We start from the raw sequence: 26,424 nt of genomic DNA, 5'->3' as shown, positions 1-26,424 counted from the left end.
GAGGCCAGGCCATGTACAACAGCCCTTTCCCACCATGGACCCCCCAACTGGTTCAGGACGAGATCGACGCCCTGAAGCACGAGCCCGGGGCCCTGCTACCCATCCTGCACGCGATCCAGGATCGCTTCGGCCATATTCCCCGCGAGGCGGTGCCGCTCATTGCCGAATCGCTGCAGCTCACCCGTGCCGAGGTGCACGGTGTGATCAGCTTCTATCACCACTTCCGCACCAGCCCTCCGGGGCGGCACGTGGTGCAGATCTGCCGTGCCGAGGCATGCCAGGCGCGGGGCGCCCGTGCGCTGGAGAGCCATGCGCGGGAAACCCTCGGCATCGACTACCACCAGACCACCGCCGACCGCGAGATCACCCTGGAGCCGGTCTACTGCCTGGGCAACTGCGCCTGCGGCCCGTCGCTGCGCGTCGATGACCGCATCCTCGCCCGGGTCACCCCCGAGCGTTTCGATCGGCTGGTCGACGAGCTGACCACCCAAGTGCTGAAGGTGAGCTGATGACCACGAGACTCTTTGTCCCCCGCGAAACCACGGCGCTGGCGCTGGGCGCCGATGAGGTCGCCGAGCGCATCGAGGCCGAGGCCGAGGCGCGTGGCGTCGAGGTCGAGCTGGTGCGCAACGGCTCGCGTGGGCTGTTCTGGCTGGAGCCGCTGGTGGAGGTCGAGACGCCGGCCGGGCGCATCGCCTACGGCCCGGTGGCGCCCGAGGACGTGGCTGGCCTGCTCGACGCCGGCTTGCTCGAGGGCAGTGCCACGTCACCCCTGTGCCAGGGGCCGGCCGAGGAGATTCCCTATTTGCAGGCCCAGCAGCGCCTGACCTTTTCGCGCATCGGCGTCACCGACCCGCTGTCGCTGGAGGACTACTGCGCCCACGACGGCTTCCGCGGCCTGCGCCGGGCCCTCGGCCTTGATTCCCAGGCCATCATCGACGAGGTCAAGGCTTCCGGCCTGCGCGGCCGCGGCGGGGCGGCGTTTCCCACCGGCATCAAGTGGCAGACCGTGCTCGATGCCCCCGCCGCGCAGAAGTACATCGTCTGCAACGCCGACGAGGGCGACTCCGGTACCTTCGCCGACCGCCTGGTGATGGAGTGCGACCCCTATCTGCTGATCGAGGGCATGGCCATTGCCGGCCTCGCCGTGGGCGCCACCCAGGGCTACGTCTACCTGCGTTCGGAGTATCCGCTGGCCCAGGAGATCTTCAACGAGGCCATCGCCCGCGCCGAGGCCGCCGGCTATCTCGGTGGCGACATCCTCGGCAGCGGCCAGGCGTTTCACCTCGAGGTGCGCCTGGGTGCCGGCGCCTACATCTGCGGCGAGGAGACCTCGCTGCTCGAGAGTCTCGAAGGCAAGCGCGGCATGGTGCGCTTCAAGCCGCCGCTGCCGGCCCTCGAAGGCCTGTTCGGCCAGCCCACCGTGGTCAACAACGTGCTGTCGCTGGCGGCGGTGCCCTTCATTCTCGGCGACGGCGGACAGGCCTACGCCGACTACGGCATGGGCCGTTCGCGGGGCACCCTGGCGTTGCAGCTGGCCGGTAACGTCCAGCGCGGCGGGCTGGTGGAGCTGGCGTTCGGCACCACCCTGCGCCAGCTGATGGAGGAGTTCGGCGGCGGTACTTTTACCGGACGGCCGCTGCGCGCGGTGCAGGTGGGCGGCCCGCTGGGCGCCTATCTGCCCGAGAGCCAGTGGGACCTGCCGCTCGACTACGAGGCCTTCGCCGAGGTCGGCGCGGTGCTCGGTCACGGCGGCGTGGTGATGTTCGATGACACGGTGGACATGGCCGAGCAGGCGCGCTTCGCCATGGAGTTCTGCACGGTGGAATCATGCGGCAAGTGCACCCCCTGCCGCATCGGATCGGTGCGCGGCGTCGAGGTGATCGACCGCATCCGCGCCGGCGAGCGCCGCGAGGCCAACCTCGCGCTGCTCGCCGACTTGTGCGAGACCATGGTGGATGGCTCGCTTTGCGCCATGGGTGGCATGACACCCTTCCCCGTGCAGAGCGTGATGAAACACTTTCCCGACGACCTGCAGCGCGACGCGCAGCCGCGTTGAGCGGGAGGAGGTACGACATGTTGCACCATTACGACCCCAAGCAGGCATTCGCCCCCCAGCACCTTTCGCCGGAGCGCGACTACGGTACCCCGGCGCGACTCTCCGAGACGCTGGTCAGCCTCGAGATCGATGGCGTCGAGATCGCCGTGCCCGAGGGCACCTCGGTGCTGCGCGCCGCGGCACTCGCCGACATCAACATTCCCAAGCTGTGTGCCTCGGACAATCTCGAGGCGTTCGGCTCCTGCCGCCTGTGCGCGGTGCAGATCGACGGCAAGCGCGGCCTGCCGGCCTCCTGCACCACGCCGGTCGAGCCCGGCATGAAGGTCACCACCCAGAATGCGCGGCTGGCCAAGCTGCGGCGCAACGTGATGGAGCTCTACATCTCCGACCACCCGCTGGACTGCCTGACCTGTCCGGCCAACGGCGACTGCGAGCTGCAGGACATGGCCGGTGCGGTGGGGCTGCGCGAGGTGCGCTACGGGTTCGACGGCGACAATCACCTGGACGCCGAGACCGACGACTCCAACCCTTATTTCAGTTTCGACCCCAGCAAGTGCATCGTCTGCTCGCGCTGTGTGCGCGCCTGTGAGGAGGTGCAGGGCACCTTCGCCCTGACCATCGAGGGGCGCGGCTTCGAGTCCAAGGTCGCCGCCGGACAGAGCGAGGCGTTCATGGATTCCGAGTGCGTCTCCTGCGGCGCCTGCGTGCAGGCCTGCCCGACCTCGACGCTGATGGAGAAGGCGGTGATCGAGCAGGGGCAACCGGAGCACAGCGTGGTCACCACCTGCGCCTACTGCGGCGTGGGCTGCTCGTTCAAGGCCGAGATGCAGGGCGACCGGGTGGTGCGCATGGTGCCGTACAAGGGCGGCGACGCCAACCACGGCCACTCCTGCGTCAAGGGCCGCTTCGCCTTTGGCTACGCCACCCATCCCGACCGCCTGAAGACGCCGATGATTCGCGAGTCGATCGACCAGCCCTGGCGCGAGGTGGGCTGGGAGGAGGCGATCGCCTTCGCCGCCGAGCGGCTCAAGGCGATCCAGGCCAAGTACGGTCGCGAGAGCATCGGCGGCATCACCTCGTCGCGCTGCACCAACGAGGAGACCTACCTGGTGCAGAAGCTGGTGCGCGCGGCCTTCCACAACAACAATACCGACACCTGTGCGCGGGTGTGTCATTCGCCCACCGGCTACGGCCTCAAGACGACGCTGGGCGAATCCGCCGGCACCCAGACCTTCGATTCGGTGATGCAGGCCGACGTGATCGTGGTCATCGGCGCCAACCCCACCGACGCCCACCCGGTGTTCGCCTCGCAGATGCGTCGTCGCCTGCGCCAGGGCGCCGAGCTGATCGTCGTCGACCCGCGCCGTATCGACCTGCTCAAGACCCCGCACCATCGCGGCGCTCAGCACCTTGCCCTGCGCCCCGGCACCAACGTGGCGATGATCAACGCCCTGGCCCACGTGGTGATCAGCGAAGGACTCGAGGATCGCGAGTTCATCGCCAAGCGCTGCGATGCCGCGGGCTACCAGGCCTGGCGTGAGTTCATCCTCGATCCGCGCCATGCGCCGGAGAACGTCGAGGCGATCACCGGCGTGTCCGCCGAGCAGGTACGCCGTGCCGCGCGTACCTATGCCCAGGCGCCCAACGGCGCGATCTACTACGGTCTCGGCGTCACCGAACACAGCCAGGGCTCGAGCATGGTGATGGGCATCGCCAACCTGGCCATGGCCACCGGCAACATCGGTCGCGAAGGGGTGGGCGTCAACCCGCTGCGCGGGCAGAACAATGTCCAGGGCTCCTGCGACATGGGTTCCTTCCCCCACGAGCTGCCGGGCTACCAGCACGTCGGCGACCCCGTCGTGCGCGAGCGCTTCGAGGCGGCCTGGGGCGTGCCCATCGACGATGAGCCGGGCCTGCGCATCCCCAACATGTTCGATGCCGCCGTGGCCGGCGACTTCAAGGCGCTCTACGTGCAGGGCGAGGACATCGCCCAATCCGACCCCAACACCCAGCACGTGGAGGAGGCGCTGCGCTCGCTGGAGTGCCTGATCGTGCAGGATATCTTCCTCAACGAGACGGCCAAGTTCGCCCACGTGCTGCTGCCGGGCTCCTCGTTCCTGGAGAAGGACGGCACCTTCACCAACGCCGAGCGCCGCATCAACCGCGTGCGCAAGGTGATGCCGCCGTTGGCCGGCAAGCAGGATTGGGAGGTGACGGTGGACCTGGCCAATGCGCTGGGCTATCCCATGCACTATGACCATCCGTCGCAGATCATGGACGAGATCGCCGGCCTCACGCCGAGCTTCACCGGGGTCAGCTACGCGCGGCTCGACGAGCTGGGCAGCATCCAGTGGCCGTGCAACGAGGCGCACCCCAAGGGCACCCCGACCATGCACATCGAGGATTTCCCCATCGGCCTCGGTCAGTTCGCCATCACCGACTACGTGGCGAGCGACGAGCTCAGCAACCGGCGCTTCCCGCTGCTGCTGACCACCGGGCGCATCCTCTCCCAGTACAACGTCGGCGCCCAGACCCGGCGGACCCACAACCAGGCCTGGCACGACGAGGACGTGCTCGAGCTGCACCCGTCCGATGCCGAGCTGCGTGGCGTGCGCGACGGCGACTGGGTCGGTATCACCAGCCGCGCGGGCCAGACGGTGCTGCGCGCACGGATCAGCGACCGCATGCCGCCGGGGGTGGTCTACACTACCTTCCACCATCCGGGCAGCGGGGCCAACGTGATCACCACCGACAGCTCCGACTGGGCGACCAACTGTCCGGAATACAAGGTGACCGCCGTACAGGTCGAGAAGGTCAGCCAGCCGTCCGCCTGGCAGCGCCAGTTCCAGACCTTCGACCGGCTGCAGCTCGAGCTGCTGCGCGGTGGTGACAAGGACGAAGCGGGCGCAGGCAGGCCCTCCGCGGAGCGCGCCAATGAGTGACGACCACAGCCGCTGCCGGGCCCCGGTGGACGTGCGCCGGGCCGGCAGCGCCGAGCGGCTGGAGGACAGTATCGCCGTGGAGACGGCGGTGGCGCTGGTCTACAACGGCATCTCGCATGCCGTGATGATGGCCACGCCGGCCGACCTCGAGGACTTCGCCCTCGGCTTCAGCCTCACCGAGGGCATTCTGCAGACGCCGGATGAACTCTACGCCATCGAGGTGCGCGAGGAGGCCGCCGGCGTCAGCGTGCACCTGGAGGTCGCCACCCAGCGCTTCATGGAGCTGAAGCAGCGTCGTCGCAGCCTGGCCGGGCGTACCGGCTGCGGGCTGTGCGGCACCGAGTCGCTGGAGCAGGCGATTCGCCCGATCGGCCGGGTGACGGCTCCCGCCGTTGGCGACGACACCATCCAGCATGCCCTGGAGGCGCTGCGCTGGCACCAGCCGCTGCAGCGCGAGACCGGGGCCACCCACGGCGCCGCCTGGTGCGACCTCGACGGGCAGGTGCAGTTGGCCCGCGAGGACGTCGGCCGCCACAACGCCCTGGACAAGCTGATCGGGGCGCTGGCGGTGCGCGACTGCGCCATGCGAAGCGGCTTTGCACTGGTCTCCAGCCGCGCCAGCTACGAGATGGTGCAGAAGTGCGTTGCCGCCGGCATCGGCTGCCTGGTCGCGGTGTCGGCGCCCACCTCGCTTGCCATCGAGCAGGCCCGCCAGGCGGGCCTGATGCTGGTCGGCTTCGCCCGCACGGGGCGCCACGTCATCTATCATCAGCCGGCAAGCGAAAGTATGCCGGCCGTTCAAGCCAGCGGAGGTTGATGTCGCCATGAGCCGCAGCCAGCTCGATTCCCTGATCCACATGGCGAACCAGATCGCCGCCAACAACGCTCACTACGGCGATGCCACGGTCGAGCGCGTGCATATTCACCTGAAGAAGTTCTGGGCACGCAGCATGAAGCGCCAGATCGTCGACTACCTGCATGAGGATGGCAGCCGGCTCTCGCCGCTCGCCAGGGAGGCGGTCGCGCTGCTGGCGCGGGATCAGGCGGAAGCTCGCCAGGCGAGCGCCTGACCGGCGGGTGAGATCACGTCTTTTCACGGTGCCAGGCGTTCTCCCTCTTTCGCCTTAACCGCCCTGTGCTATATTTGCCTCATGCGTCTCATGGCCCGGCCGGTGGCCGCGTCGGGCGGGCCCTGGGGCCCAAGCGAAGGCCAACTCCGGGAGCGCCGCGGTGCGCTCCCGGCGTCCTTGCCATGCGAAGCATCCGTCGAAGGAAATCGCGCCACGATCGTGATGGCGCGGGCCACGGCTGGCCTCAATAACCGATCGGTGACAAGCCGACGCATAAGATGACTACGCACGGGGCAGGGGCTCATGAACAGGGCATTCTTCCAGGCTGCCGCCTTGACGGCAGGCTGCTTCGCGTTCGGGCCGGCGACACAGGCCAACATTCCCGATTCCTCAACCGCCGCCGGTAGCTTGCCGGTCGGCCAGCCGATGCTGTGGCAAGCGCTGGATGCAACGGCCATGCCCGAGGGGCTGACGGCCGACGAGGTATGGCTCAGCATCGACCTGCGCCACCGCCAGGTGCGGGTGCTGCGCGGCGAGACCGTGATCGAGCGCATCGAGCACCTGGCCTTCGGCGCCGGCGGCGCGGCGCCGCTGCGGGCCAAGGGCAGTTCGATGACGCCGCTGGGCGAATTCCGCGTCGACCGTATCAACCGCGCCTCGCGCTTCGGGCTGTTCTTCGGCTTCGACTATCCCAACGCCCAGGTCGCCGAGGAGGCGCTGCAGAGCGGCCGCATCACCCTGCAGGAGTACTGGTACATCGAGAACTACCGGGCGCAGCACGGCCTGGCGCCGCATACCACCTCGCTGGGCGGGCTGATCGGCATCCACGGCCTGGGCCGCGGCGACCCCGAGGTGCACCGCAGCTTCGACTGGACCGAGGGCTGTGTGGCGGTCAGTAACGAGGAGATCCGCGCGCTGGATCCGTGGCTGCGCATCGGTACGCGGGTGGTGATCACGGGCTAGACGCCGGGCAGGTTGGCGGAAGAGCGTGGGAGTCGAACCCACCAGGGACCGCTGGCAGCCCCTGCCAGATTTGAAGTCTGGCCGCCCCACCGGGGGTCGATCCTCTTCCTTGAGCGGCTTCTCGTGACAGGGCCGTTGCCCTACGGCCACATCTCGGTGTGGCGTAGCACGCGCTCGTCGCCGATGCGGCGCGTGAACCCTACCTTATCAAAGAATTCGAGGATGTGAATGGCCAGCTTGCGGCCGGTGCCGAGGCGGTCGCGGAAGGCGGCCGCGCGGATCCGGCCGTGCTCGCGCTCGAGCGACTGCGCGATGGCGGCCATCTCGGCCACTGTTCCGGCCGGGTAGAAGTGGTCGCGACGCACCTGGTAGAGCCGGCCGAGGCGAGCGCAGGCGGTGAGCACTTCGCGGACGCGCGCCTCGTCGAGTCGCTCTTTTTCGAATTCCCCGATGGCGACCAGGTCGCGTACCCGCGGCGGCTGGAAGCGCGCTGAGGCGATGAGCGGCTCGAGCCGTCGCCATAGCGCCTCGTCGGCCTCGCTCAAGACGGCGCGATGCCCGGGCAGGGCGACGAAGGGGCCGTGGGCCTCCAGCTTGCCGCCCGCGATCAGGCGCTCCAGCAGCTGCCGGCCCGTGGCTTCGGGCAGCTCGGGCATGGCCTGGCGGGTCAGGCGGGCGCGCTCGGTGCCGAGCATCGAGGGCTCGCGCTCGTGATTGGCGGCGACAGTGTCGAGCAGTCGGGCCTGAAGCGCCTTGATGGCCTCGGCGGAAAAGCTGCGGGTGGTCTGCGCCGACGTCAGCGTTTCCCCTCCCAGCGCCGATACGGCCTCGGCCAGTGCCGACACCTCGACGTTGGCGTTGTGCGCCAGGGCGTGCAGATCGATGCCGCCTGGGCGGCAGCTCAGCCCCTCCCGCAGCGCCGGGGTCAGGTCGAGTGGGGCGGTGGCGGCGCACTCGGCCAGCGCGGCGAGCCAGGCCAGCCGTTCGGGGCGGCGCTGGCCGCGCCGGGGCGGGTCGCCATCGAGCACCGTGCCGCCGCCCAAGGTGATTCTTGCCGCCGGGTCGCGAATCACGAAGCGATCGCCCAGGCAGGCGTGTACCGGTTCATCCAATACCAGCTGACCCAGCATATGCTCGCCGGGGGCGAGCCGCTGGCCCTCGAGCAGCGCCACGCGACCGCTGATTCGGCCCACGCCCAGGTGCGTATGCACCGGCGCCCAGTGCTTGAGCGGCGGTGCGTCGTCGAGCAGCTGCAGCTGGACGTCGAGGCGTCGCAGCGGCGGCGTTTCCAGCGCCTCGGCCACGACCCAGTCGCCGCGCCGAATCGCGTCGCGATCGATGTGGGGGCCGGCGAGGTTGAGCGCCACGCGATCGCCCTGCTGCGCCCACTCGCCCTCGCGATGCTGGCGGCGCAGCCCGCGCACCCGTGCCGTCAGCCCGTTCGGCACCAGGCGCACTGCGTCGCCCTGGGTCACCTGGCCGGCGAACGCGGTGCCGGTCACCACCAGGCCGGCACCGGCCTTGGTGAAGACCCGGTCGACGGCGAGGCGGAAGTGGCCACGGGCAGGGGCCTCGGGCTGCCTGGCGGCCAGCGTCCACAGCCGCTCGCGCAGCGCCTCCACGCCCTCGCCGCTGTGGCTGGAGACCTCGACGATGGGCGCTCCGGCCAGCGGTGTGCCGGCCAGCAGGGCGGCGATCTGCTCGCGCACCTGGCGGCGTCGCGCGGTGTCGACCCGGTCGACCTTGGTCAGTGCCACCAGTCCGTGACCGAGCCCCAGCAGGATGAGGATCTGCAGGTGCTCGAGGGTCTGCGGCATCACGCCGTCGTCGGCGGCCACCACCAGCAGTACCGTGTCGACGCCGGCGCTGCCCGCTACCATGTGATGCAGGAAGCGCACATGGCCGGGCACATCGACGAAGCCGAGCTCGATGCCGTCGGCCACCGCGGGGTAGGCGAAGCCGGGCTCGATGGTCAGCCCGCGCGCCTTTTCCTCCTTGAGCCGGTCGGTATCGATGCCGGTCAGGCAACGGATCAGGGCGGTCTTGCCGTGGTCGACGTGGCCGGCAGTGCCGACGATCACGGCGGGCCCCCGCCGTCCTGCCGAGCGCTGGCCGCGTAGAGGCCGGGCAGCTGCGCGAGCTGGTCGATGAAGGCGGCTTCCTCCGACGCCCCTTCCAGGCAGCGCAGGTCGAGCAGCAGCGCACCGTCAGTGAGCCGCCCGATCACCGGACGCGGCAGGCACCGCAGGGCGGCCTCGAGGCGGCGGATCTCGCGCTCGCGCTGGCGGCGTGGCTCGGTGAGGGAACGCCATACCAGCGCCCGGCTGGGCAGCCGGTCCACCGGCAGCGAACCGCTGCCGAGCTGGCTGGCGCAGGACGCGAGTGTCACCTCGAAGCCGGCCAGCAGCCCGTCGACCCGGGGCAGCAGCCGTTCGCCGGTGGCGGCGATGTCGGCTTCGGGGCGGGTCAGCAGGGCCAGGGTGGGAATGTCGTGCTGGGGGACGTCGCTGTCGCGGTAGAGGCGCAGGGTGGCCTCGAGCGCGGCCAGGGTCAGCTTGTCCAGGCGCAGGGCACGCTTGAGCGGGTGGCGCCTGATCCTCTCGATGAGGTCACGGCGGCCGACGAGGATGCCGGCCTGGGGGCCGCCGAGCAGCTTGTCGCCGCTGAAGGTGACCACATCGGCGCCGGCGCCGATGGCGTCGCCCGGCTGCGGTTCGTAGGGCAGGTCGAGCGCGGTGAAGTCGGTCAGCGCGCCGCTGCCCAGGTCGATCAGGAAGGGAATGCCGTGGGCATGGGCGATCTCCGCCAGGCGGGTCTCGGGAACACGCGCGGTGAAGCCGGTGATGGCGTAGTTGGAGGTGTGCGCCTTGACGATCAGCCCGGTGTGCTCGCCGATGGCGGCTTCGAAGTCGCGCGCATGGGTACGGTTGGTGGCGCCCACCTCGCGCAGGCGGCAGCCCGCCGCGGCCATGATGTCGGGCATGCGGAAGGCGCCGCCGATCTCGACCAGCTCGCCGCGTGAGATCAGCGCCTCGCGGCCGGCGCCCAGCGCGCCCAGGGCCAGCAGCACGGCACCGGCATTGTTGTTGACCACGGTGGCCGCCTCGGCCCCGGTCAGCTCGCACAGCAGCCCCTCGACCAGCCGGTCGCGATCGCCGCGGCCGCCGCCATCGAGGTCGTACTCCAGCGCCACCGGGTGGCGCGCCGCCTCCGTCATTGCCACGACGGCCGCCTCAGCGAGCGGCGAACGGCCCAGGTTGGTGTGGATCACCGTGCCGGTGAGGTTGAAAACCGCGCGGCTGGCCGGCCGGGCGAGTTCGTCCAGGCGTTCCAGCACCCGCCGGGCCAGGTCATCCACATCGGGTGCCGCAGCGGCGGGTTGCGCCAGGCCGCGCCGGGCCTCGGCCAGCACTTGGCGAACGGCGCGCCGGATGAGGCGGCGGCCGTGACGCCGGCGGGCCAGTTGCACCTCGGGATGGCCCAGCAATGCATCCACCGCGGGCAGGCGGCGTCGAACGTCCATTGTCGTCATGTCCATGCCGGGTCGCTGGTCCTTGTCCAGACGGGGTGGGTTATCCTTATGGCATAGCATGTCGGGCCGGGAGGCGTCCATGCAGGCGCGGCTATTCGACGATGAGCAGCGGGTTGGCCCCGCTGCGTCGGTAGCGTCCCTCTTCGCCGAGCAGCAGGTCGAGGGCGAGGCTGGCGAGATCGTCGGCCAGCGGTTCGGCCCCGGCGTCGAGTTCCCGCACGAAGACCTTGAGGTAGCTGCCGCAGTCGCCGCAGGCCTCGGCCTGGGCCGGCAGGGGCGCGGCCTCGTCGCTCTCCTGCGTCAGGCTGAAGTAGTCGAGCCTGCCGCTCTGTTCGCAGACGCTGCAGATCGAGCGTTCCAGGTACCACTGGGTGGCGCACAGCCCGCACTGCAGGTAGCGCACGCCGTTGTAGCGCGGGTCGGCTTCGATCACGCTGGCCAGCGGCGGCGAGCCGCAGCTGGGGCACAGGGTGCGCGCCTCGCCGGCCGGGCGGGCCGGTGCCTCGGGCAGCGTGCGCGCCAGACGCAGCCAGACGACCTGCAGCGCGGCGGCCACCAGCGGCATCAGCCCGCGGGTCCGCTCGTCGCCGGCCGCGCCGGCGAGCACGTCGTCCGCCAGCCGCTCGATCTCCTCCGGCGGCCGCCGGCGCAGGGCGTCGAGCAGCGGGCGCTGGGCTTCGCCGACGTGCAGCTCGAGGGCACCCAGCAGGGCGTCGAGCTCGGCCGCGAGGTCGATGGTTTCGCGCAGCGCCTGCACGTTGAGCGGCGGCATGCCGTGTGCGAGCGCCAGCGCGAAGGCCTGGGGCTCGGGCTGCCAGGCCGGCGCGGCGCGCTCGAGGGCTACCTGCTGGGCCTGGGCCAGCTGCGCCATGAAGCGCAGGAAGTCGCCGAGCGGGGCGACGCGGTCGGCGAGCTCTCGCAGGCGTCGGGCGCGGCGGGCGAAGTGATCGTGGTCGGGCAGGCGCACCTCGGGGGGCTGCATCATCCCGGTGGGGGCATTGCCGAAGGCGTGGGTCACGGCGACTCCTGTCGGTTCGTGGGGGTGGCGTGGCGGCGGTCGATCGCGCGCCGCTTGCGCGCCTTCTCGCGCTCCTCCTCGTACCACAGGCCGTGGTGGTGGCGCGCCCAGGCCCAGCTCACCCGGCCGCGCACCATGGCCTGGAACGAGCCCTTGACCCAGATACCCGAGTAGACATGGATGATCAGGGTGAGGATGGCGACGAAGGCGACCGCGGCATGCCCCAGCGACGCCAGCCGACGCAGGGTGATGGGTACGGCCCCGGCGAAGTAGGGCTGCCAGATCAGCAGGCCGGTGACCAGCAGCAGGACGATACAGCCGAGCATGATCCAGTAGACCAGCTTCTGGCCGGCGTTGTTCTTGCCCACCGGCGGCAGCCTCTCGTCGCGGTTGGCCAGTACGTCGCGGATCTGCCTGAGCCACTGGAGGTCGCGGCGCTTGATCAGGCTCTCCTTGAAGAAGGCGACCGCCATGAACAGGAACATCAGCGTCATGAACAGCCCGATGTAGGGATGCAGGATGCGGGTCATGGTCGGCCCGCCGAACAGCGCCGTCAGCGACCAGAAGAAGGGGTGGAAGAACGGCAGCCCGCTCAACACCAGCAGCACGAAGCTGATCGCGACGAGCCAGTGGTTGAGCCGGTTCCAGACGCTGTAGCGCTGCAGTGGGGGGTCTGATTTGGCCAGGCTCATGGGCGCTCCTCCCGTTCACGTTCGCGGGCCTCGTCCTCGCGCACCGCCGCCTCGTCCTCCTCGCCGTGCACCTTGGGGCCGGCGGTGACGTAGTGGAAGAAGCCGGTCAGGGCGGCGATGCCGATCGCCATTGATGCCAGCGGCTTGGTCACGCCCTTCCAGGCGTCGACCAGCGGGCTGATGCGCGGGTCTTCGGGCAAGTGGCTGTAGAGTCCCGGCCGGTCGGCGTGCTGCAGCACGTAGATCACGTGGGTGCCGTCGACCCCCTCGGGGTTGTAGACCCCGGCGTTGTCGTAGCCGCGGCCCTTGAGGAAGTCCGTGCGGGTCTCGGCCAGGCCGAGCATCTCCTCGCGGGTGCCGAACATGATCGAGCCGGTGGGGCAGGACTTCACGCAGGCCGGCTCCAGGCCGTGGAACACCCGATCGGAGCAGAGCGTGCACTTGTAGGCCTTGTGGTCCTTCTTCGAGATACGCGGCACGTCGAAGGGGCACCCCGACACGCAGTAGCCGCAGCCGATGCAGTGCTCCGAGTTGAAGTCGACGATGCCGTTGGCATATTGCACGATGGCGCCGGGCGCCGGGCACGCCTCGAGGCAGCCCGGCTCGGCGCAGTGCATGCAGTTGTCCTTGCGGATCAGCCACTCGAGGTTGCCCTGCTCGTCCTCGTACTCGTCGAAGCGCATCACCTGCCAGGTGTCGGGGGTGAGGTCGAGCGGGTTGTCGTACTCCCCCACGTTGTGGCCCACCTCGTCGCGCAGGTCGTTCCACTCGGCGCAGGCGACCTGGCACGCCTTGCAGCCGATGCAGCGTGACACGTCGATCAGCTTGGTCACGCGTTCGACGCCGTCGCTGCGCTCCTGAGGGGAGGGCACCTGGGTCGCCGAGCGGGCGATGACGTTCTGCAGGTTGATCTGGTCTCCTCGCATGCTCGCCTCCTTGGTCCTTTCCCTGGCCCTATAGCTTCTCGACCCGCACCAGGAACGACTTGTATTCCGGCGTCTGGGTGTTGGCGTCGCCGACGGATGGCGTCAGGGTGTTGGTCAGGTAGGACTTCCTGGTCTCGCCGAGAAAGCCCCAGTGCAGCGGGATGCCGACCTGATGCACGGTCCGGCCGGCGACCTGCAGCGGCCGGATGCGCTTGGTCACCACCGCCACGGCCTCGATGTGGCCGCGCTTGGAGCTGACCCGCACGCGGTCGCCCTTGGCGATGCCCAGCTCCTCGGCCAGGCTCGCGCCGATCTCGACGAACTTCTCCGGTTGGGCGATGGCATTGAGCCGGTTGTGCATCGTCCAGTAGTGAAAATGTTCGGTCAGGCGATAGCTGGTCGCGGCGTGGGGGAACTCCTCGAAGGTACCGAAGTTCTCGCGATCCCGCTCGAATACCCGGGCTCCCGGGTTGTGCTTGGCCAGGGGGTTGTCCGGGTGCAGCGGGTTGTTGGCGATCGGCGTCTCGAAGGGCTCGTAGTGCTCGGGAAACGGCCCTTCGTTCATGCGATCGCGGGCGAAGATCTGGCCGCGGCCGGTCTGGTTCATGATGAAGGGTGCCTGGCCGTCGCCGGGGGCGGAGGTGGGCGGGAAGTCGGGCACGTCGTTGCCGACCCAGCGCTGGCCGTTCCACCACACCACGGCCTTGCGCGGCGCCCAGGGCGTGCCGTCGGGGCGGGCACTGGCGCGGTTGTAGAGGATGCGGCGGTTGGCCGGCCACGACCAGGCCCAGCCCAGCGTCTGGCCGGTGCCGTAGGGGTCGGAGTTGTCGCGGCGCACCATCTGGTTGCCGCCCTCGGTCCAGCAGCCGGCGAACAGCCAGCAGCCGCAGGCGGTGGAGCCGTCGGCGCGCAGCATGCCGAAATCCTCGAGCTGCTCGCCGGCGCGGATCACCAGGTTGCGCTCCTCGTCGACGACGTCCTCCAGCGCCCAGCCGTTGTACTCGCGGGCCAGCTCCTCGGGGCTCGGCTCCTCGGGGCGGCGGTAGGGCCAGTGCAGGTTGAGCAGCGGCTCGGCGAAGGCGCCGCCCTCCTCCCGGTAGAGCCGCTGCAGGCGCAGGAAGATACCGGCCATGATCGCCGTGTCGGCGCGCGCCTCGCCCGGCGGCGGTGCCGCGGCCCAGAACCACTGCAGCCAGCGCGAGCTGTTGACGATGGTGCCGTCCTCCTCGGCGAAGCAGGTGGTGGGTAGACGGAACACCTCGGTGTCGATCGCCGCCGGGTCGACGTCGTGGAACTCGCCGTGGTTCTTCCAGAACTCCGCCGTCTCGGTGCGCAAGGGGTCGATCACCACGAGATATTTCAGCCGCGACAGCGACTCGGTGATCTTGGCCTTGTGCGGGAACGCCGCCAGCGGATTGAAACCCTGGCAGATATAGCCGTTGACCTCGCCCTGGTGCATGCGCTCGAAGGTGTGCAGGATATCGTAGAGATCCACGCCCAGCTTCGGCAGCCAGTCGTAGCGCCAGTCGTTCTCTTCGCGGGCCGCCGCGCCGAACCACGCCTTCATCAGGCTGACGTGGAAGCGCTCGTAGTGGCGCCAGTAGGAGACCTCGTCTTCCACCAGGGGCGGCCGCGCCCGCTCCAGGATGTACTCGTCGTACTCCTGCTCGTCGGCGCTCGGCAGCCTCAGGTAGCCGGGCAGCAGGTTGGAGAGCAGGCCGAGGTCGGTCAGGCCCTGGATGTTGGAGTGGCCGCGCAGGGCGTTGACCCCGCCGCCGCGCATGCCCATGTTGCCCAGCAGCAGCTGGACGATGGCCGCGGTGCGGATGATCTGCGAGCCGATCGAGTGCTGTGTCCAGCCCAGCGCATAGAGAAAGGTCATGGTCTTGTCGGGCGCGGCCGTCTCGGCCATCGCGTCCCAGACCCGCTGAATCTTCTCGCGCGGCGTGCCGCACACCGAGTTCACCACGTCGAGGGTGTAGCGGCCGTAGTGTCGGCGCATCAGCTGGAACACGCAGCGTGGATGCTCGAGCGACTCGTCGCGCCGGGCGTGGCCATCGTCGTCGTACTCGTACTGCCAGCTCGATTTGTCGTATTCGCCGCTATCGGCGTCGTAGCCGGTGAACAGGCCGTCCTCGAAGCCGAACTCGGGGCTGACGATCAGGCTGGCGTCGGTATAGGCGCGCACGTAGTCGCGGTGGAACCGGCCGCTCTCGATCAGGTAGTGGATCAACCCGCCGAGGAAGGCGATGTCGGTGCCGGTGCGGATCTCGGCGTAATCGTCCGCTACCGCCGCCGTGCGGTTGAAGCGGGGGTCCACCACCACCAGCCGTGCGTCGTTGTGCTCACGCGCTTCCATCACCCAGCGGAAGCCCACCGGATGCGCTTCGGCAGGGTTGCCGCCCATCACGATGATCAGGTCGGCATTGCGAATGTCGACCCAGTGGTTGGTCATGGCACCGCGACCGAATGTTGGGGCAAGACCTGCCACCGTCGGTCCGTGTCAGACACGCGCCTGGTTGTCGAACGCCACCATGCCGAGGCTGCGAACCACCTTGTGCGTCAGGTAGGCGGTCTCGTTGGTCGAGGCCGAGGCCGCCAGCATGCCGGTGGTGGTCCAGCGATTGACGGTGTTGCCGTCCTCGTCGTCGGTCTCGAAATTGGCGTCGCGGTCATCCTTCATGTGGCGTGCGATGCGCTCCAGGGCCTCGTCCCAGGAGATCCGCTTCCACTCGTCGCTGCCGGCCTCGCGTACCTGGGGGTAGCGCAGCCGGGAGTCGCTCTTGATGTAGTCGAGCAGCCCGGCGCCCTTGGGGCACAGCGAGCCGCGACTCACCGGATGGTCCGGATCGCCCTCGACGTGGTAGATGTCGTCGACGACGTTGATCGCCGCATCGCCGCGGCTGTAGAGCAGCACGCCGCAGCCCACCGAACAGTAGGTGCAGTTGCTGCGCGTGACCTTGGCACCGGTCAGCTTGAAATGGCGGATCGAAGCAACGGCGGGTTCCGGGGCGAAGCCCATCATGGCCATGCTGGACGTGGCCATTCCCGCCGCACCTAGCTTGAAGAATTGTCTGCGTGTCACCCGAAGGGTCATGGAGGCCTCCTGCCTGGTTTCTATACCCTCTTGTTCTGCCTGGTCGCTATCACGGTCGGTCTTGTCACCGCTTTGTCGTTCTCGGCACGCTGCGGGCCTTGCGCCCAAGGCGGCGTGTGCATGTTCTACGCAAAGCGTAGCGGTTCTCGGCAGGCGCTGCCGAACGACTTGTTACGATGCGTAGCGACGTCGTCCATTGTTCAGTGCCGCCTTATTGTTCGTTGCTGCTCTGCGGCTCGCCGTCTTCCCGCCGGCCTTCGTCCTCGGCACCCAGCGGGTCGTCAGGCAGCGTCTGCTGCTCGGGTTCTGCCTCGCGTTCGGGGGTCTGGACTTCGTAGTCGGGGCCGGCGTCGGAGCCCGCCGCAGGGGTCTGGTGCATGTCGTCACCCTGGGTCTGGCCGCTGCCGGAGCCCTCTTCCTGCTGGCCCATGTCCGAGTGGGTGATGCCGCTGCTGGTGCCGTGCTGGCCGGTGTCGACGTCGGGCGGCTCGATGGTCTCGGCGGGGTCAAGGCCCGCCGCGCCCCCGCCGGGCGATGCCGTACGCTCCTCCGCGCCGGCGGCGGTCAGCCAGACGGCGGCCGCCAGGGCGACGAGCCAGCCCAGGCGCCGGCATGCCGGGTTGCGCATCCTTGCCATCTAAAACCTCCTAATCGCGGTCGGGTCAGGCGTGGTTATCTCAGCGTAGACCCCTCGCGGCGTAGACGAAAACGAATCGAGGCAGAGAACGCCGGCGAGTGAAGGAATAGCGACGTTAAAACTTCGTTTATCGCGACTTGGGCGGACAGGAGACGCCTTATCCTGCATCTCGACCAGTTTCCTGGCATCCATACCCACGCTGCATTCCGCAAGGAGGAGAGGGCGCTTCGCTTGTTCTCGCAACTCATGCCTACTTCCCGAATCACAACACCCTGGCTCCTGCCCCTGGTCGTCGGTCTGTCTGCCTGCGGCGGCGGTGGCGGCGGTGGCGGCGGCACCAAGCCCACCAACCAAGACGGCATACATGAGTCTGCACCGAACCCCACTCTCCGCTCCTTCGACAAAGCGGGAGTGGTGGTGGGGGTAGCCGACACGGGTTTTCGAATCACCCACGAGTCACTGGCACCCTTGCTCCGCACCACCGTCAATCTCGTGGATGGAAGTGGCGATGTCAGTGGTGACGAGGGGCATGGCACCGCCGTGGCGTCGCTGATAGAGCAGGGGGATGCCAGCCCGGCGCTCTACCTGGCCAAGGTTTCGTCCGATAGCGACCCAGGCCGCGCCGCGACCAATGTACTCGACCACAGCGTCGGGTATCTGGCCGACGAAGGCGCCAGGGTGATCAACCATAGCTGGAGCGGTCGTGCCAATGCGCCTTCTCCGAGCGCTTCTTACCTGGGTGTCAACTCGCTCGAGTCATTGGGCAGGATCGTGAACAGCAACGACGGACTGGGCAGCGTCTACGTGGTCGCGGCGGGCAACGACGGCAAGGCGCTGCAGGCCGACCGGCCCATTCACCAATACGACGACATCTATTCGCGCATGCTCATCGTTGGCGGCTCGGTGCGTGACGAGGGCGATATCCGGTTGGCCACGAACAGCAACCACCCGGGAGAGGACAGCGACTGGCAGGCGCGCTTTCTCACCGCGCCGTGGCGCCAGACCGCCGCCGATGCCTCCGAGGACGACGCTTACGGAGTGTGGGCGGGGACCTCAATCGCCGCGCCCCAGGTGGCCGGCTACGCTGCGGCGATGATCTCGCTCTGGCCTCACCTGGATGCTGCCACGGTGTCCCAGCTTCTCCTGGATACGGCTGACCGCAGCTCATCGCTCTACCAGGACGAGAGCTGTGGCGAGGGCGGGGACATCAACTGCGGCTATTACTATCTTGGCCAGGGCGAGGCGGACCTGGACGCTGCGCTGGCGCCCGCGGGCTCGCTGGCGCTGGCTTCGGGAAGTCATCTGGACGAGGGCACTCAGTCTCTGGAGCAGAGCCTGGTTCAGCTCTCCGGTGCCTACGGTGACAGCCTCGCCAGTTCGGGGGCGCTAGCCGACGTGGCCGCCTTCGATGAGCTGGGCCGCGACTATCGCATCGACCTGTCCGGGCACAGCTTTCGCCGGGACTCGCACGAGGCAAGACAGCGCAGCCGTATGTCGCGACTCTCCAGCGCATCGCCCGATCAGCGCCAGGAGCTGCGGGGCAGCGCGGGAGCGCTGAGCTGGTCCACGCAGCGAGATGGCCATGGCGAGACTCTTGCCAGCCGCCTCGATGGTCGCTTCGGGCGCAGCGACTGGACGCTCACCCGTTTTGCCGGCGACGAGGCGGATCCCGCCAGCGCCTACGCCGAGTCGGGCATCATGCCGCTGCTCGCCTTCCAGGGTGGCTCCGACTTGACCCGAGGGCTGGGCACCGTGCATGGGTTGCGCAACGACTATGCACTGACCGAGCGAGCCACTCTCCAGGCGCGTCACTGGATGGGGGACGGCGCCGAGTGGGGGGCCGCGCTGGACGAGGAGTACCAGGCCAGCCGCAGCGATGTGGGAATGCGTTTCGAGCTTTCGCCGCAGTTGGGTGTCAGCACGACCGTTGGCGTGCTCGATGAGCGCCACGGCCTGCTGGGCGGGCAGGGTAGTGGCATGCTGACACTGGGCGAGCGCAATCGCACCGGTTTCGCCAGCCTGGGGCTTGACGCCCGGCTGGGCCGGCACTGGCAGGCCTTCGCCCACTACGACCGGGGCCGTGGGGAGGCCGAAGGTCATGGCTTCATTCAGCACATCGACATCGCGCGGGTCGAGGAGATGGCCATAGGCCTGCAGCGTCGGGGTGAACGGCACACTACGGCGTTCGCCTACCGCCAGCCGATGCGTATCGGCTCCGCCGAGGCCACGCTTTCCGTTCCCGTGGGCCGGACCCTGGCCGGGGAGGTGATCACCGAGGAGCGTAGCGTCTCGCTGTCCCCGAGCGGTCGCCAGCAGGAGTTCGAGCTGGGCTACCGCTATCAGACCCAGCGGCGCGGGGCCGTCGGGTTCAACCTCAATCACACCGTGGAGCCCGGGCATGATCGAGATGCCCGCTCCGATACCACCCTGCTGCTCAACTATGAGGTTGCCTTCTGACGCTGCTGCATGGCACCCAAGCCGGCTTGCGGCTGGCGACCGTCCGCAGAAACGCTCTACACTGATGCGCGCATGAACCCTGCCGGATGCGGTGTCATGCCGCGTCCGGCATCGTCAATGGAGTGGCACCTTGCGCAGTCTACCGGCGACCCTTCCGATCCTGTTCGTCTGCGAAATCAGTTTCCTGCTCGGGCATGGCCTGATCATGACCCTGCTCGGGGTACGCATGTCCATCGAGGGTTTCCCCTCGCACATGGCGGGCCTGCTGATGTCGAGCTTCTCGCTCGGCTTCGTGCTGGGCAGTTATGCGCTGGAGAAGCGTATCCGCAGTGTCGGCCATATCCGCGTGTTCGCCGCCTGCGCGGGGATCCTGGCGGTCACCGCCATGCTCCACGGCCTGTGGGTCAACCCCTGGGCCTGGCTGGCCTGGCGCCTGCTCGGCGGGGTGGCCACGGCGGGCATGCTGATGGTGATGGAGTCGTGGGTCTCGGGGGAGTCGACCAACGACAACCGTGGCCGGGTGCTGGCGCTCTACATGATTCTCTCGACCCTGTCGCTGGCCGGCGGGCAGTGGATGCTCAACCTGGCCGACCCGGCCGGGCCGGCGCTATTCTCCATCGTTGGCATGCTGTTCGCCCTGGCGCTGGTGCCGCTGTCGATCGTGCGCATCCACGGCCCGCGCCAGACCCACGACATCCAGCCCCGGAAGATTCGCCTCAAGGCGCTGTTCAAGCGTGCTCCGGTAGGGCTGGTGGGTGCCTTCACCGCCGGGCTGATGGTGCAGTCCTTCTTCGCCATGACGCCCTTCTATGGCCAGGAGATCGGCCTCTCCACCGGGGAGACGGCCCGCTTCATGGCGATCACCACCATGGTGGCGCTGTTCGCCCAGTGGGGGCTCGGGCGGCTTTCCGATCGTATCGACCGGCGCAAGGTGATCCTCGGCATGGCCGTGGTGATGACGATCTCGGGCGCGCTGGTGTCGATGCTGGTGCGTATCGACTTCTGGCTACTGGTGCTGGTGGCCTGCTTCCATACCGCCATGCTGCATACCCTCTACGCCCTGAGCCTGGCCCACACCAACGACTGGCTCGAGCCCGGCGAGATCGTCGCCGCCAACGCCAAGCTGATGATCTGGTACGGCATCGGTTCGATCATCGGCCCGTTCTCGGCGTCGCTGGTGATGCAGGCGATCGGCCCCGACGGGCTGTGGGCCTTCCTCGGTGGTATCTCGCTCGTGCTGGCGCTATTCGTGGCGCTGCGCCTGCGCCGCCGCCCCGGCGTGCCGGTGGAGGAGGTCGAGCAGGAGCCCTTCGTCGCGGTGCCGACGCTGGAGACGCCGCACTTCACCGAGCTCGATCCGCGCCTGGAACCGACCCAGCTGGAATTCCACTTCGAGGAGGGCCATGGCGACGAGGTGTCGCAGGAGGCCGCCTGATGCTGCCCGGGGAGGCGCAATGCGTCATCATGACGGCAGCCTGATGGGAGATGCCGATGCGAGACTCGTTCGCCCCGTTCCGTGTGCTGGCCGTGGCAGCCTGCCTGTCCCTGGCGTCGCTGCCGCTGCACGCCGATTCCTGCCCCGACCCCGGCCAATGGCAGCGGCCCGGTGACGAGCGCCTGGATGGTGCCGCGCTGTTCGCCGAGCTCGCCGGGCGCGACGTGGTGCTGCTCGGCGAACGGCACGACCGCATTGACCACCACCGCTGGCAGCTGCACACCCTGGCCGGGCTTCATGCGCTGCGCCCGGACATGGCGATCGGCCTGGAAATGCTGCCCCGAGAGGCGCAGCCGGCGCTGGACGCCTGGGTCGCGGGCGAGCTCGACGAGGCGGCCTTCCTCGCGGCCAGCGACTGGTACGACGCTTGGGGCTTCGACCCCGAGCTCTACCTGCCGATCCTGCACTTCGCCCGCCTGCATCGGGTACCGCTCAGGGCGATCAACGTCTCTCGCGAGCTGCGTGGGCGGTTGGTCGAGGCGGGCTGGGCGGCGGTGCCGGAAGCGGAGCGCTTCGGCATTACCGCCCCGGCCGAGGCCTCGCCCGACTATCGTCAGCGCCTGGCCGAGATTCACGCCCAACACGTGAACGGCGACGACGGCGGGGAAGGCCTCGAGCGCTTCATCGCGGCACAGCTGGTGTGGGACCGCGCCATGGCCACCGGCCTGGTGGAGGCGACCGGCGAGGCCGCGCTGGTGGTCGGCCTGATCGGCCAGGGCCACTTGCAGTACGGCCACGGTGTGCCGCATCAGCTCGTTGACCTGGGCGTCGATGATTACGCCACGCTGCTGCCCTGGCCGGCGGGCGAGGCCGATTGCGAGCCGCCGCCGGCAGGCGTGGCGCAGGCCGTGTTCGGCATGGCCGAGCACGCCGAGCCGGAGGCCGCCCCGCCGCAGCTCGGCATTTTGCTGGCACCGGCCGGGGAGGGCGTCGCGGTGCAGGAGGTGATCGAGGGCTCGGTCGCGGAGGCGGCCGGGCTCGTGGCGGGTGACGTCATCCTCAGGGCGGCCGGTAAAGCGCTATCACAGCCCGCCGACCTGGTCGGGCAGGTGCGCCGCCAGCCGCCCGGCACCCTGCTGCCGCTGGAAATTCGCCGCCGCGGCGAGGAGTGGGAGGTGCTGGCGCGCTTCCCGTCGCACGAGGCGACGGGGCACTGACCCAGGTCAGGCACGGTAGGGGCGAATGCGCTATCGTATCCCCTGCGCCGTCCGCTCGGCGCACGACCACTTCGCCCCATGCCCGGGGACCGCAACGTCTGGAGGACCGCCTTGGCCATTTCCCGTTTCGCCGATCTGCTGGAAGAGGCGCGGCGCCAGCCCGAGCCGCAGCGGCTGCTGTTCGTCTTCACCCGCGCCGAGCTGCCCGACGACCCCACCGAGGAGCAGCGCCGGCGCTTCGAGCAGGGCGAGGGCGGCGTGTTGACCCCGGTGCTGTGCGTCGACAAGGCGCCCGATGAACTCAGCGACATGGCTTCGCTGGTCGCGGAGTCGCAGCGCACCGGAATCGAGTGGGACATCGTCTTTGTCGGCGCGCTGTCGGGCAGGGGGCGGCAGGCGCCCACCGGCGACGAGGCCGAGAGCCATCTGCAGCGCATGGTCGAATCGCTGCAGATGGGCAATACCCAGCGCTTCCTGGCGCTGGATCGTCAAGGGGAGGCGGTGGCCTTGCAATGAGGCGCGGGTGCCACCATAGACAAGCCTTATCGGAACCATGGCGGTAATCAATTTTCGCCTATCGGTTGCGATGGATATGATGTGCCCCGTATTCGAGCCATCCACCCCCATGACAAGGAGCATTGCTGAATGTCCCTGATCAACACCGAAGTCCAGCCGTTCAAGGCCACCGCTTTTCACAACGGCGAGTTCGTCGAACTCTCCGAACAGAACCTGAAGGGCCAGTGGTCCGTGGTGATCTTCATGCCGGCCGCGTTCACCTTCAACTGCCCGACCGAGGTCGAGGACGCCGCCGAGCACTACGAGGAGTTCAAGAAGGCCGGTGCCGAAGTCTACATCGTCACCACCGACACCCACTTCTCGCACAAGGTATGGCACGAGACTTCGCCGGCGGTGGGCAAGGCCAAGTTCCCGCTGGTCGGTGACCCGACCCACCAGCTGACCCGCGCCTTCGGTGTGCACATCGAAGAAGCCGGTCTGGCCCTGCGCGGCACCTTCGTGATCGATCCGGAAGGTGTGATCAAGACCCAGGAGATCCACGACAACGCGATCGCGCGCGACGTCGCTGAGACCCTGCGCAAGCTGAAGGCCGCCCAGTACGTGCGCAACAACCCGAACGAGGTCTGCCCGGCCAAGTGGAAGGAAGGCGAAGAGACGCTCGCCCCGTCCCTGGACCTGGTCGGCAAGATCTAAGGATCGGTCGATCCGCGAGGCAATCCCCTGACCTCGCGTGCATTCCCCGCCCGGGCAGGCTCTGCCCGGGCACTCTTTCCCAGACGTGCAAGCCCCTGGCCCGCGCTGACTCCGGTCTGCGTCAGGGAGGCGTCTTGCCGTAGTTCATGAGCCAGACATGAAGGAACCCGCTGTCATGTTGGACGACAATCTGAAAAGTCAGCTTAAAGCCTACCTGCAGAAGGTCACGCAGCCGTTCGAGATCGTCGCCTCCCTCGATGACGGCGCCAAGTCCAAGGAGCTCCATGGACTGCTCAAGGACATCGAGAGCCTCTGCGACAAGATCACCTTGCGCCTCGACGGCACGGACCCGCGCAAGCCCTCCTTCGCGCTGAATCGCCCCGGCGAGGACACCGGCCTGGTGTTCGCCGGCATTCCCATGGGCCACGAGTTCACCTCGCTGGTGCTGGCGCTGCTGCAGGTCGGCGGCCACCCGCCCAAGGTTAGCGACGACACCATCGAGCAGATCAAGGCGCTCGAGGGCGAGCTGCACTTCGAGACTTACTATTCGCTCTCGTGCCAGAACTGCCCCGACGTGGTGCAGGCGCTCAACCTGATGGCGATCCTCAACCCGAACGTGCGCCACGTCGCCATCGACGGCGCGCTGTTCCAGGACGAGGTCGAAGCGCGCCAGGTGATGTCGGTGCCGAGCATCTACCTCAACGGCGAGCCCTTCGACCAGGGGCGCATGAGCCTGGAGCAGATCCTGGCCAAGGTCGACACCGGTGCGGCCCAGCGCGAGGCGGCCAAGCTCAACGACAAGGACCCGTTCGACGTACTGGTGGTGGGCGGCGGCCCGGCCGGTGCCGCGGCGGCCATCTATGCCGCACGCAAGGGCATCCGCACCGGCGTGGCGGCCGAACGCTTCGGCGGCCAGGTGCTCGATACCATGGCGATCGAGAACTTCATCTCCGTGCCCTACACCGAAGGTCCCAAGCTGGCCGCGGCGCTGGAGGAGCACGTCAAGGGGTACGAAGCCGACATCATGAACCTGCAGCGCGCCGTGAAGCTGATTCCGGCGGCTGACCAGGGCGGCGAGCACGAGGTGGAATTCGCCTCCGGCGCGCGCCTCAAGAGCAAGACGCTGATCCTCTCCACCGGCGCGCGCTGGCGCGAGATGAACGTGCCCGGCGAGGCGGAGTACCGCAACAAGGGGGTGGCCTACTGCCCCCACTGCGACGGCCCGCTGTTCAAGGGCAAGCGCGTGGCGGTGATCGGCGGCGGCAACTCCGGCGTTGAGGCGGCCATCGACCTGGCCGGCATCGTCGGCCACGTGACGCTGATCGAGTTCATGGACGAGCTGCGCGCCGACGCGGTACTGCAGAAGAAGCTGAAGAGCCTGCCCAACGTCGAGATCATCCTCGGCGCGCGCACCACCGAGGTGAACGGCGACGGCACCCGGGTCAACGGCCTGACGTACGAGGAGCGCGCCAGCGGCGAGATCAAGCGGCTCGAGCTGGAAGGCATCTTCGTGCAGATCGGCCTGGTGCCCAATACCGAGTGGCTCACCGACTCGTCGATCGAGCTCTCGCCGCGCGGCGAGATCGTGGTCGACGAGCGCGGCATGGCCTCGGTGCCCGGTATCTTCGCCGCCGGCGACGTCACCACCGTGCCCTACAAGCAGATCGTCATCGCCATGGGCGAGGGCTCGAAGGCCGCCCTGGGTGCCTTCGACTACCTGATTCGCCACTGACGCCGGCTCGCATCGGCCGGGCTCCCCGGTGTGGCGGGCGCCCTCGCAAGACGCCCCCGCAGGCTTGGCCTGCGGGGGCGTCTCGCCTATGGTCGGGTGAACGCCTGGTCCGGCGTACAGGCGGGGCGCAAACCGCGCCTTGGCACACCAGAACGGAGCAGTGGTTCAGGCGGGATCTTCTCTGGCACGAGCGTTGAATAAGGGTTTTGCCTGCGCTATCCCCGCATTGGAACAAACCTTGCTAAGGTGCTGGGCACATGCTTCGGCATGCATCGTCCAAGACACACAACAGACCTACGAGGGATCTTCAATGCGCGACAACAACAACAAGTGGCTGCTGCTCACTTCCGCAGCGGCCCTGGCCCTGGGAACCGCTGCCATCGCCTCCGCCGATACCCTGGACGACACCCGCGAGCGCGGCGCCGTGCAGTGCGGCGTCAGCGACGGTCTGCCGGGCTTCTCCGCGCCGGACGACCAGGGCGAATGGCAGGGCCTGGACGTCGACATCTGCCGTGCCGTGGCGGCGGCGGTGTTTGGCGACTCCGAGGCGGTTCGCTACATCTCGCTCAACGCCGTGGAGCGCTTCACCGCGCTGCAGTCCGGCGAGGTCGACGTGCTCTCGCGCAACACCACCTGGACCACCACCCGCGACACCACCCTGGGCCTGAACTTCACCGGCGTGACCTTCTACGACGGTATCGGCTTCATGATCAACAAGGACCTCGGCGTCTCCAGCGCTAAGGAGCTCGACGGTGCGGCGATCTGCGTGCAGTCGGGCACCACCACCGAGCTCAACGTAGCCGACTACTTCCGTGCCAATGGCATGGAGTTCGACCCCATCGTCTTCGACACCTCCGAGCAGACCGTGGGCGGCTACGAGGCCGGCCGCTGCGACGTGCTGACCTCCGATACCTCGCAGCTGGCCGCGCTGCGCATTCAGCTCTCCGACCCGGACCAGTCGGTCATCCTGCCCGAGATCATCTCCAAGGAGCCGCTGGGCCCGGTGGTGCGCCAGGGTGACGACAAGTGGTTCAACATCGTCAAGTGGTCGCTGTTCGCCATGCTCAACGCCGAGGAGATGGGCATCACCAGCGACAACGTCGACGAGATGCTCGAGTCCGATAACCCCGACGTCGCCCGCCTGCTGGGCCGCGACGGCAACTACGGCGAGGCGATGGGTCTCGAGGCCGACTGGGCCTACAACATCATCAAGCAGGTCGGCAACTACGGCGAGAGCTATGACCGCAACGTGGGCATGAGCTCACCGCTCGAGATCGAGCGCGGCGTCAACGCGCTGTGGACCGAGGGCGGCATCCAGTACGCACCGCCGATTCGCTGATCGTACCGCCCGGGGCATCGTCGCGATGCCCCGATCCTCGTACTGCCCCGGCCCCGGACACTCTCCGGGCCGGCTGGCTGATACCTGCTTGACGGATCC

The 26,424-nt window shown here is 68.5% G+C and carries 20 protein-coding genes and 1 tRNA gene; 13 read left to right on the top strand and 8 right to left on the bottom strand.

All coding sequences use genetic code 11. The features are described 5' to 3' along the window. Positions 1-11 precede the first annotated feature (11 nt). The 6 genes from I4484_RS20235 to I4484_RS20210 all read left to right on the top strand — a co-directional run bounded on the left by I4484_RS20235 (position 12) and on the right by I4484_RS20210 (position 7,034). Positions 12-509 carry a formate dehydrogenase subunit gamma gene (locus tag I4484_RS20235; RefSeq protein WP_197448943.1) on the top strand — a complete coding sequence of 166 codons (498 nt, stop codon included), beginning with the start codon at positions 12-14 and terminating at the stop codon, positions 507-509. Further along, positions 509-2,059 (top strand): NADH-quinone oxidoreductase subunit NuoF, encoded by a 1,551-nt coding sequence (locus I4484_RS20230; RefSeq protein ID WP_197448942.1) that lies wholly within the window; start codon positions 509-511, stop codon positions 2,057-2,059. The genes I4484_RS20235 and I4484_RS20230 overlap by 1 nt, the downstream gene beginning before the upstream one ends. 17 nt (positions 2,060-2,076) lie before the next feature. Beyond that, positions 2,077-5,001: a formate dehydrogenase subunit alpha gene (gene fdhF, locus I4484_RS20225; RefSeq protein ID WP_197448941.1), complete on the top strand. Its 2,925-nt coding sequence runs from the start codon at positions 2,077-2,079 to the stop codon at positions 4,999-5,001. Beyond that, on the top strand, positions 4,994-5,818 hold the full coding sequence (fdhD, locus tag I4484_RS20220) for a formate dehydrogenase accessory sulfurtransferase FdhD (RefSeq protein WP_197448940.1): 825 nt from the start codon (positions 4,994-4,996) through the stop codon (positions 5,816-5,818). Before fdhF ends, fdhD begins: the two co-directional genes overlap by 8 nt. 7 nt (positions 5,819-5,825) lie before the next feature. Further along, positions 5,826-6,071 carry a formate dehydrogenase subunit delta gene (locus tag I4484_RS20215; RefSeq protein ID WP_197448939.1) on the top strand — a complete coding sequence of 82 codons (246 nt, stop codon included), beginning with the start codon at positions 5,826-5,828 and terminating at the stop codon, positions 6,069-6,071. A gap of 303 nt (positions 6,072-6,374) precedes the next feature. Beyond that, the gene (locus tag I4484_RS20210; protein WP_197448938.1) at positions 6,375-7,034 is read left to right on the top strand and encodes a L,D-transpeptidase; all 660 of its coding nucleotides are present in this window, start codon (positions 6,375-6,377) and stop codon (positions 7,032-7,034) included. A 13-nt stretch (positions 7,035-7,047) separates the two neighbouring features. Here I4484_RS20210 and I4484_RS20205 read toward each other — a convergent pair. The 8 genes from I4484_RS20205 to I4484_RS20170 all read right to left on the bottom strand — a co-directional run bounded on the left by I4484_RS20205 (position 7,048) and on the right by I4484_RS20170 (position 16,936). Continuing rightward, a tRNA-Sec gene (locus tag I4484_RS20205) sits at positions 7,048-7,143 on the bottom strand. A gap of 31 nt (positions 7,144-7,174) precedes the next feature. Next, the gene (gene selB / locus I4484_RS20200; RefSeq protein WP_197448937.1) at positions 7,175-9,115 is read right to left on the bottom strand and encodes a selenocysteine-specific translation elongation factor; all 1,941 of its coding nucleotides are present in this window, start codon (positions 9,113-9,115) and stop codon (positions 7,175-7,177) included. Next, on the bottom strand, positions 9,112-10,557 hold the full coding sequence (selA, locus tag I4484_RS20195) for an L-seryl-tRNA(Sec) selenium transferase (protein WP_197448936.1): 1,446 nt from the start codon (positions 10,555-10,557) through the stop codon (positions 9,112-9,114). Before selA ends, selB begins: the two co-directional genes overlap by 4 nt. Positions 10,558-10,657: 100 nt before the next feature. Further along, the gene (fdhE, locus tag I4484_RS20190; RefSeq protein ID WP_197448935.1) at positions 10,658-11,584 is read right to left on the bottom strand and encodes a formate dehydrogenase accessory protein FdhE; all 927 of its coding nucleotides are present in this window, start codon (positions 11,582-11,584) and stop codon (positions 10,658-10,660) included. Continuing rightward, the gene (locus I4484_RS20185) at positions 11,581-12,276 is read right to left on the bottom strand and encodes a formate dehydrogenase subunit gamma (protein WP_197448934.1); all 696 of its coding nucleotides are present in this window, start codon (positions 12,274-12,276) and stop codon (positions 11,581-11,583) included. Before I4484_RS20185 ends, fdhE begins: the two co-directional genes overlap by 4 nt. Further along, complete coding sequence (gene fdxH, locus I4484_RS20180; RefSeq protein ID WP_197448933.1) at positions 12,273-13,202, bottom strand: formate dehydrogenase subunit beta; 930 nt, start codon at positions 13,200-13,202, stop codon at positions 12,273-12,275. The genes I4484_RS20185 and fdxH overlap by 4 nt, the downstream gene beginning before the upstream one ends. 28 nt (positions 13,203-13,230) lie before the next feature. After that, on the bottom strand, positions 13,231-16,299 hold the full coding sequence (gene fdnG, locus I4484_RS20175; protein WP_197448932.1) for a formate dehydrogenase-N subunit alpha: 3,069 nt from the start codon (positions 16,297-16,299) through the stop codon (positions 13,231-13,233). Between the two features lie 211 nt (positions 16,300-16,510). Continuing rightward, complete coding sequence (locus tag I4484_RS20170; RefSeq protein WP_197448931.1) at positions 16,511-16,936, bottom strand: hypothetical protein; 426 nt, start codon at positions 16,934-16,936, stop codon at positions 16,511-16,513. Positions 16,937-17,182: 246 nt separating this feature from the next. On the opposite strand from I4484_RS20170, the gene I4484_RS20165 reads away from it, so the two are divergent. The 7 genes from I4484_RS20165 to I4484_RS20135 all read left to right on the top strand — a co-directional run bounded on the left by I4484_RS20165 (position 17,183) and on the right by I4484_RS20135 (position 26,325). Continuing rightward, positions 17,183-19,393, top strand: a complete 2,211-nt coding sequence (locus I4484_RS20165) for a S8 family serine peptidase (protein WP_234283684.1) — start codon at positions 17,183-17,185, stop codon at positions 19,391-19,393. Between the two features lie 130 nt (positions 19,394-19,523). After that, positions 19,524-20,828: an MFS transporter gene (locus tag I4484_RS20160; protein ID WP_197448929.1), complete on the top strand. Its 1,305-nt coding sequence runs from the start codon at positions 19,524-19,526 to the stop codon at positions 20,826-20,828. A gap of 56 nt (positions 20,829-20,884) precedes the next feature. Then, entirely contained in the window at positions 20,885-22,045 is a 1,161-nt protein-coding gene (locus tag I4484_RS20155; RefSeq protein ID WP_197448928.1) for a ChaN family lipoprotein, read from the top strand. A gap of 111 nt (positions 22,046-22,156) precedes the next feature. Continuing rightward, entirely contained in the window at positions 22,157-22,561 is a 405-nt protein-coding gene (locus I4484_RS20150; RefSeq protein WP_197448927.1) for a ribonucleotide reductase subunit alpha, read from the top strand. 129 nt (positions 22,562-22,690) lie between these two features. Next, positions 22,691-23,254, top strand: a complete 564-nt coding sequence (gene ahpC, locus I4484_RS20145; protein WP_197448926.1) for an alkyl hydroperoxide reductase subunit C — start codon at positions 22,691-22,693, stop codon at positions 23,252-23,254. A gap of 175 nt (positions 23,255-23,429) precedes the next feature. After that, positions 23,430-24,986 (top strand): alkyl hydroperoxide reductase subunit F, encoded by a 1,557-nt coding sequence (gene ahpF, locus I4484_RS20140; RefSeq protein ID WP_197448925.1) that lies wholly within the window; start codon positions 23,430-23,432, stop codon positions 24,984-24,986. A gap of 310 nt (positions 24,987-25,296) precedes the next feature. After that, positions 25,297-26,325 (top strand): amino acid ABC transporter substrate-binding protein, encoded by a 1,029-nt coding sequence (locus I4484_RS20135; protein WP_197448924.1) that lies wholly within the window; start codon positions 25,297-25,299, stop codon positions 26,323-26,325. Positions 26,326-26,424: the final 99 nt, after the last annotated feature.

Source organism: Halomonas sp. SS10-MC5, from assembly GCF_015992245.1.
GTDB classification, from domain to species: Bacteria; Pseudomonadota; Gammaproteobacteria; order Pseudomonadales; family Halomonadaceae; genus Halomonas; species Halomonas sulfidoxydans.
The sequence above is the reverse complement of the archived record's forward strand: the minus strand, read 5'-3'. Positions and strand labels throughout refer to the sequence as shown.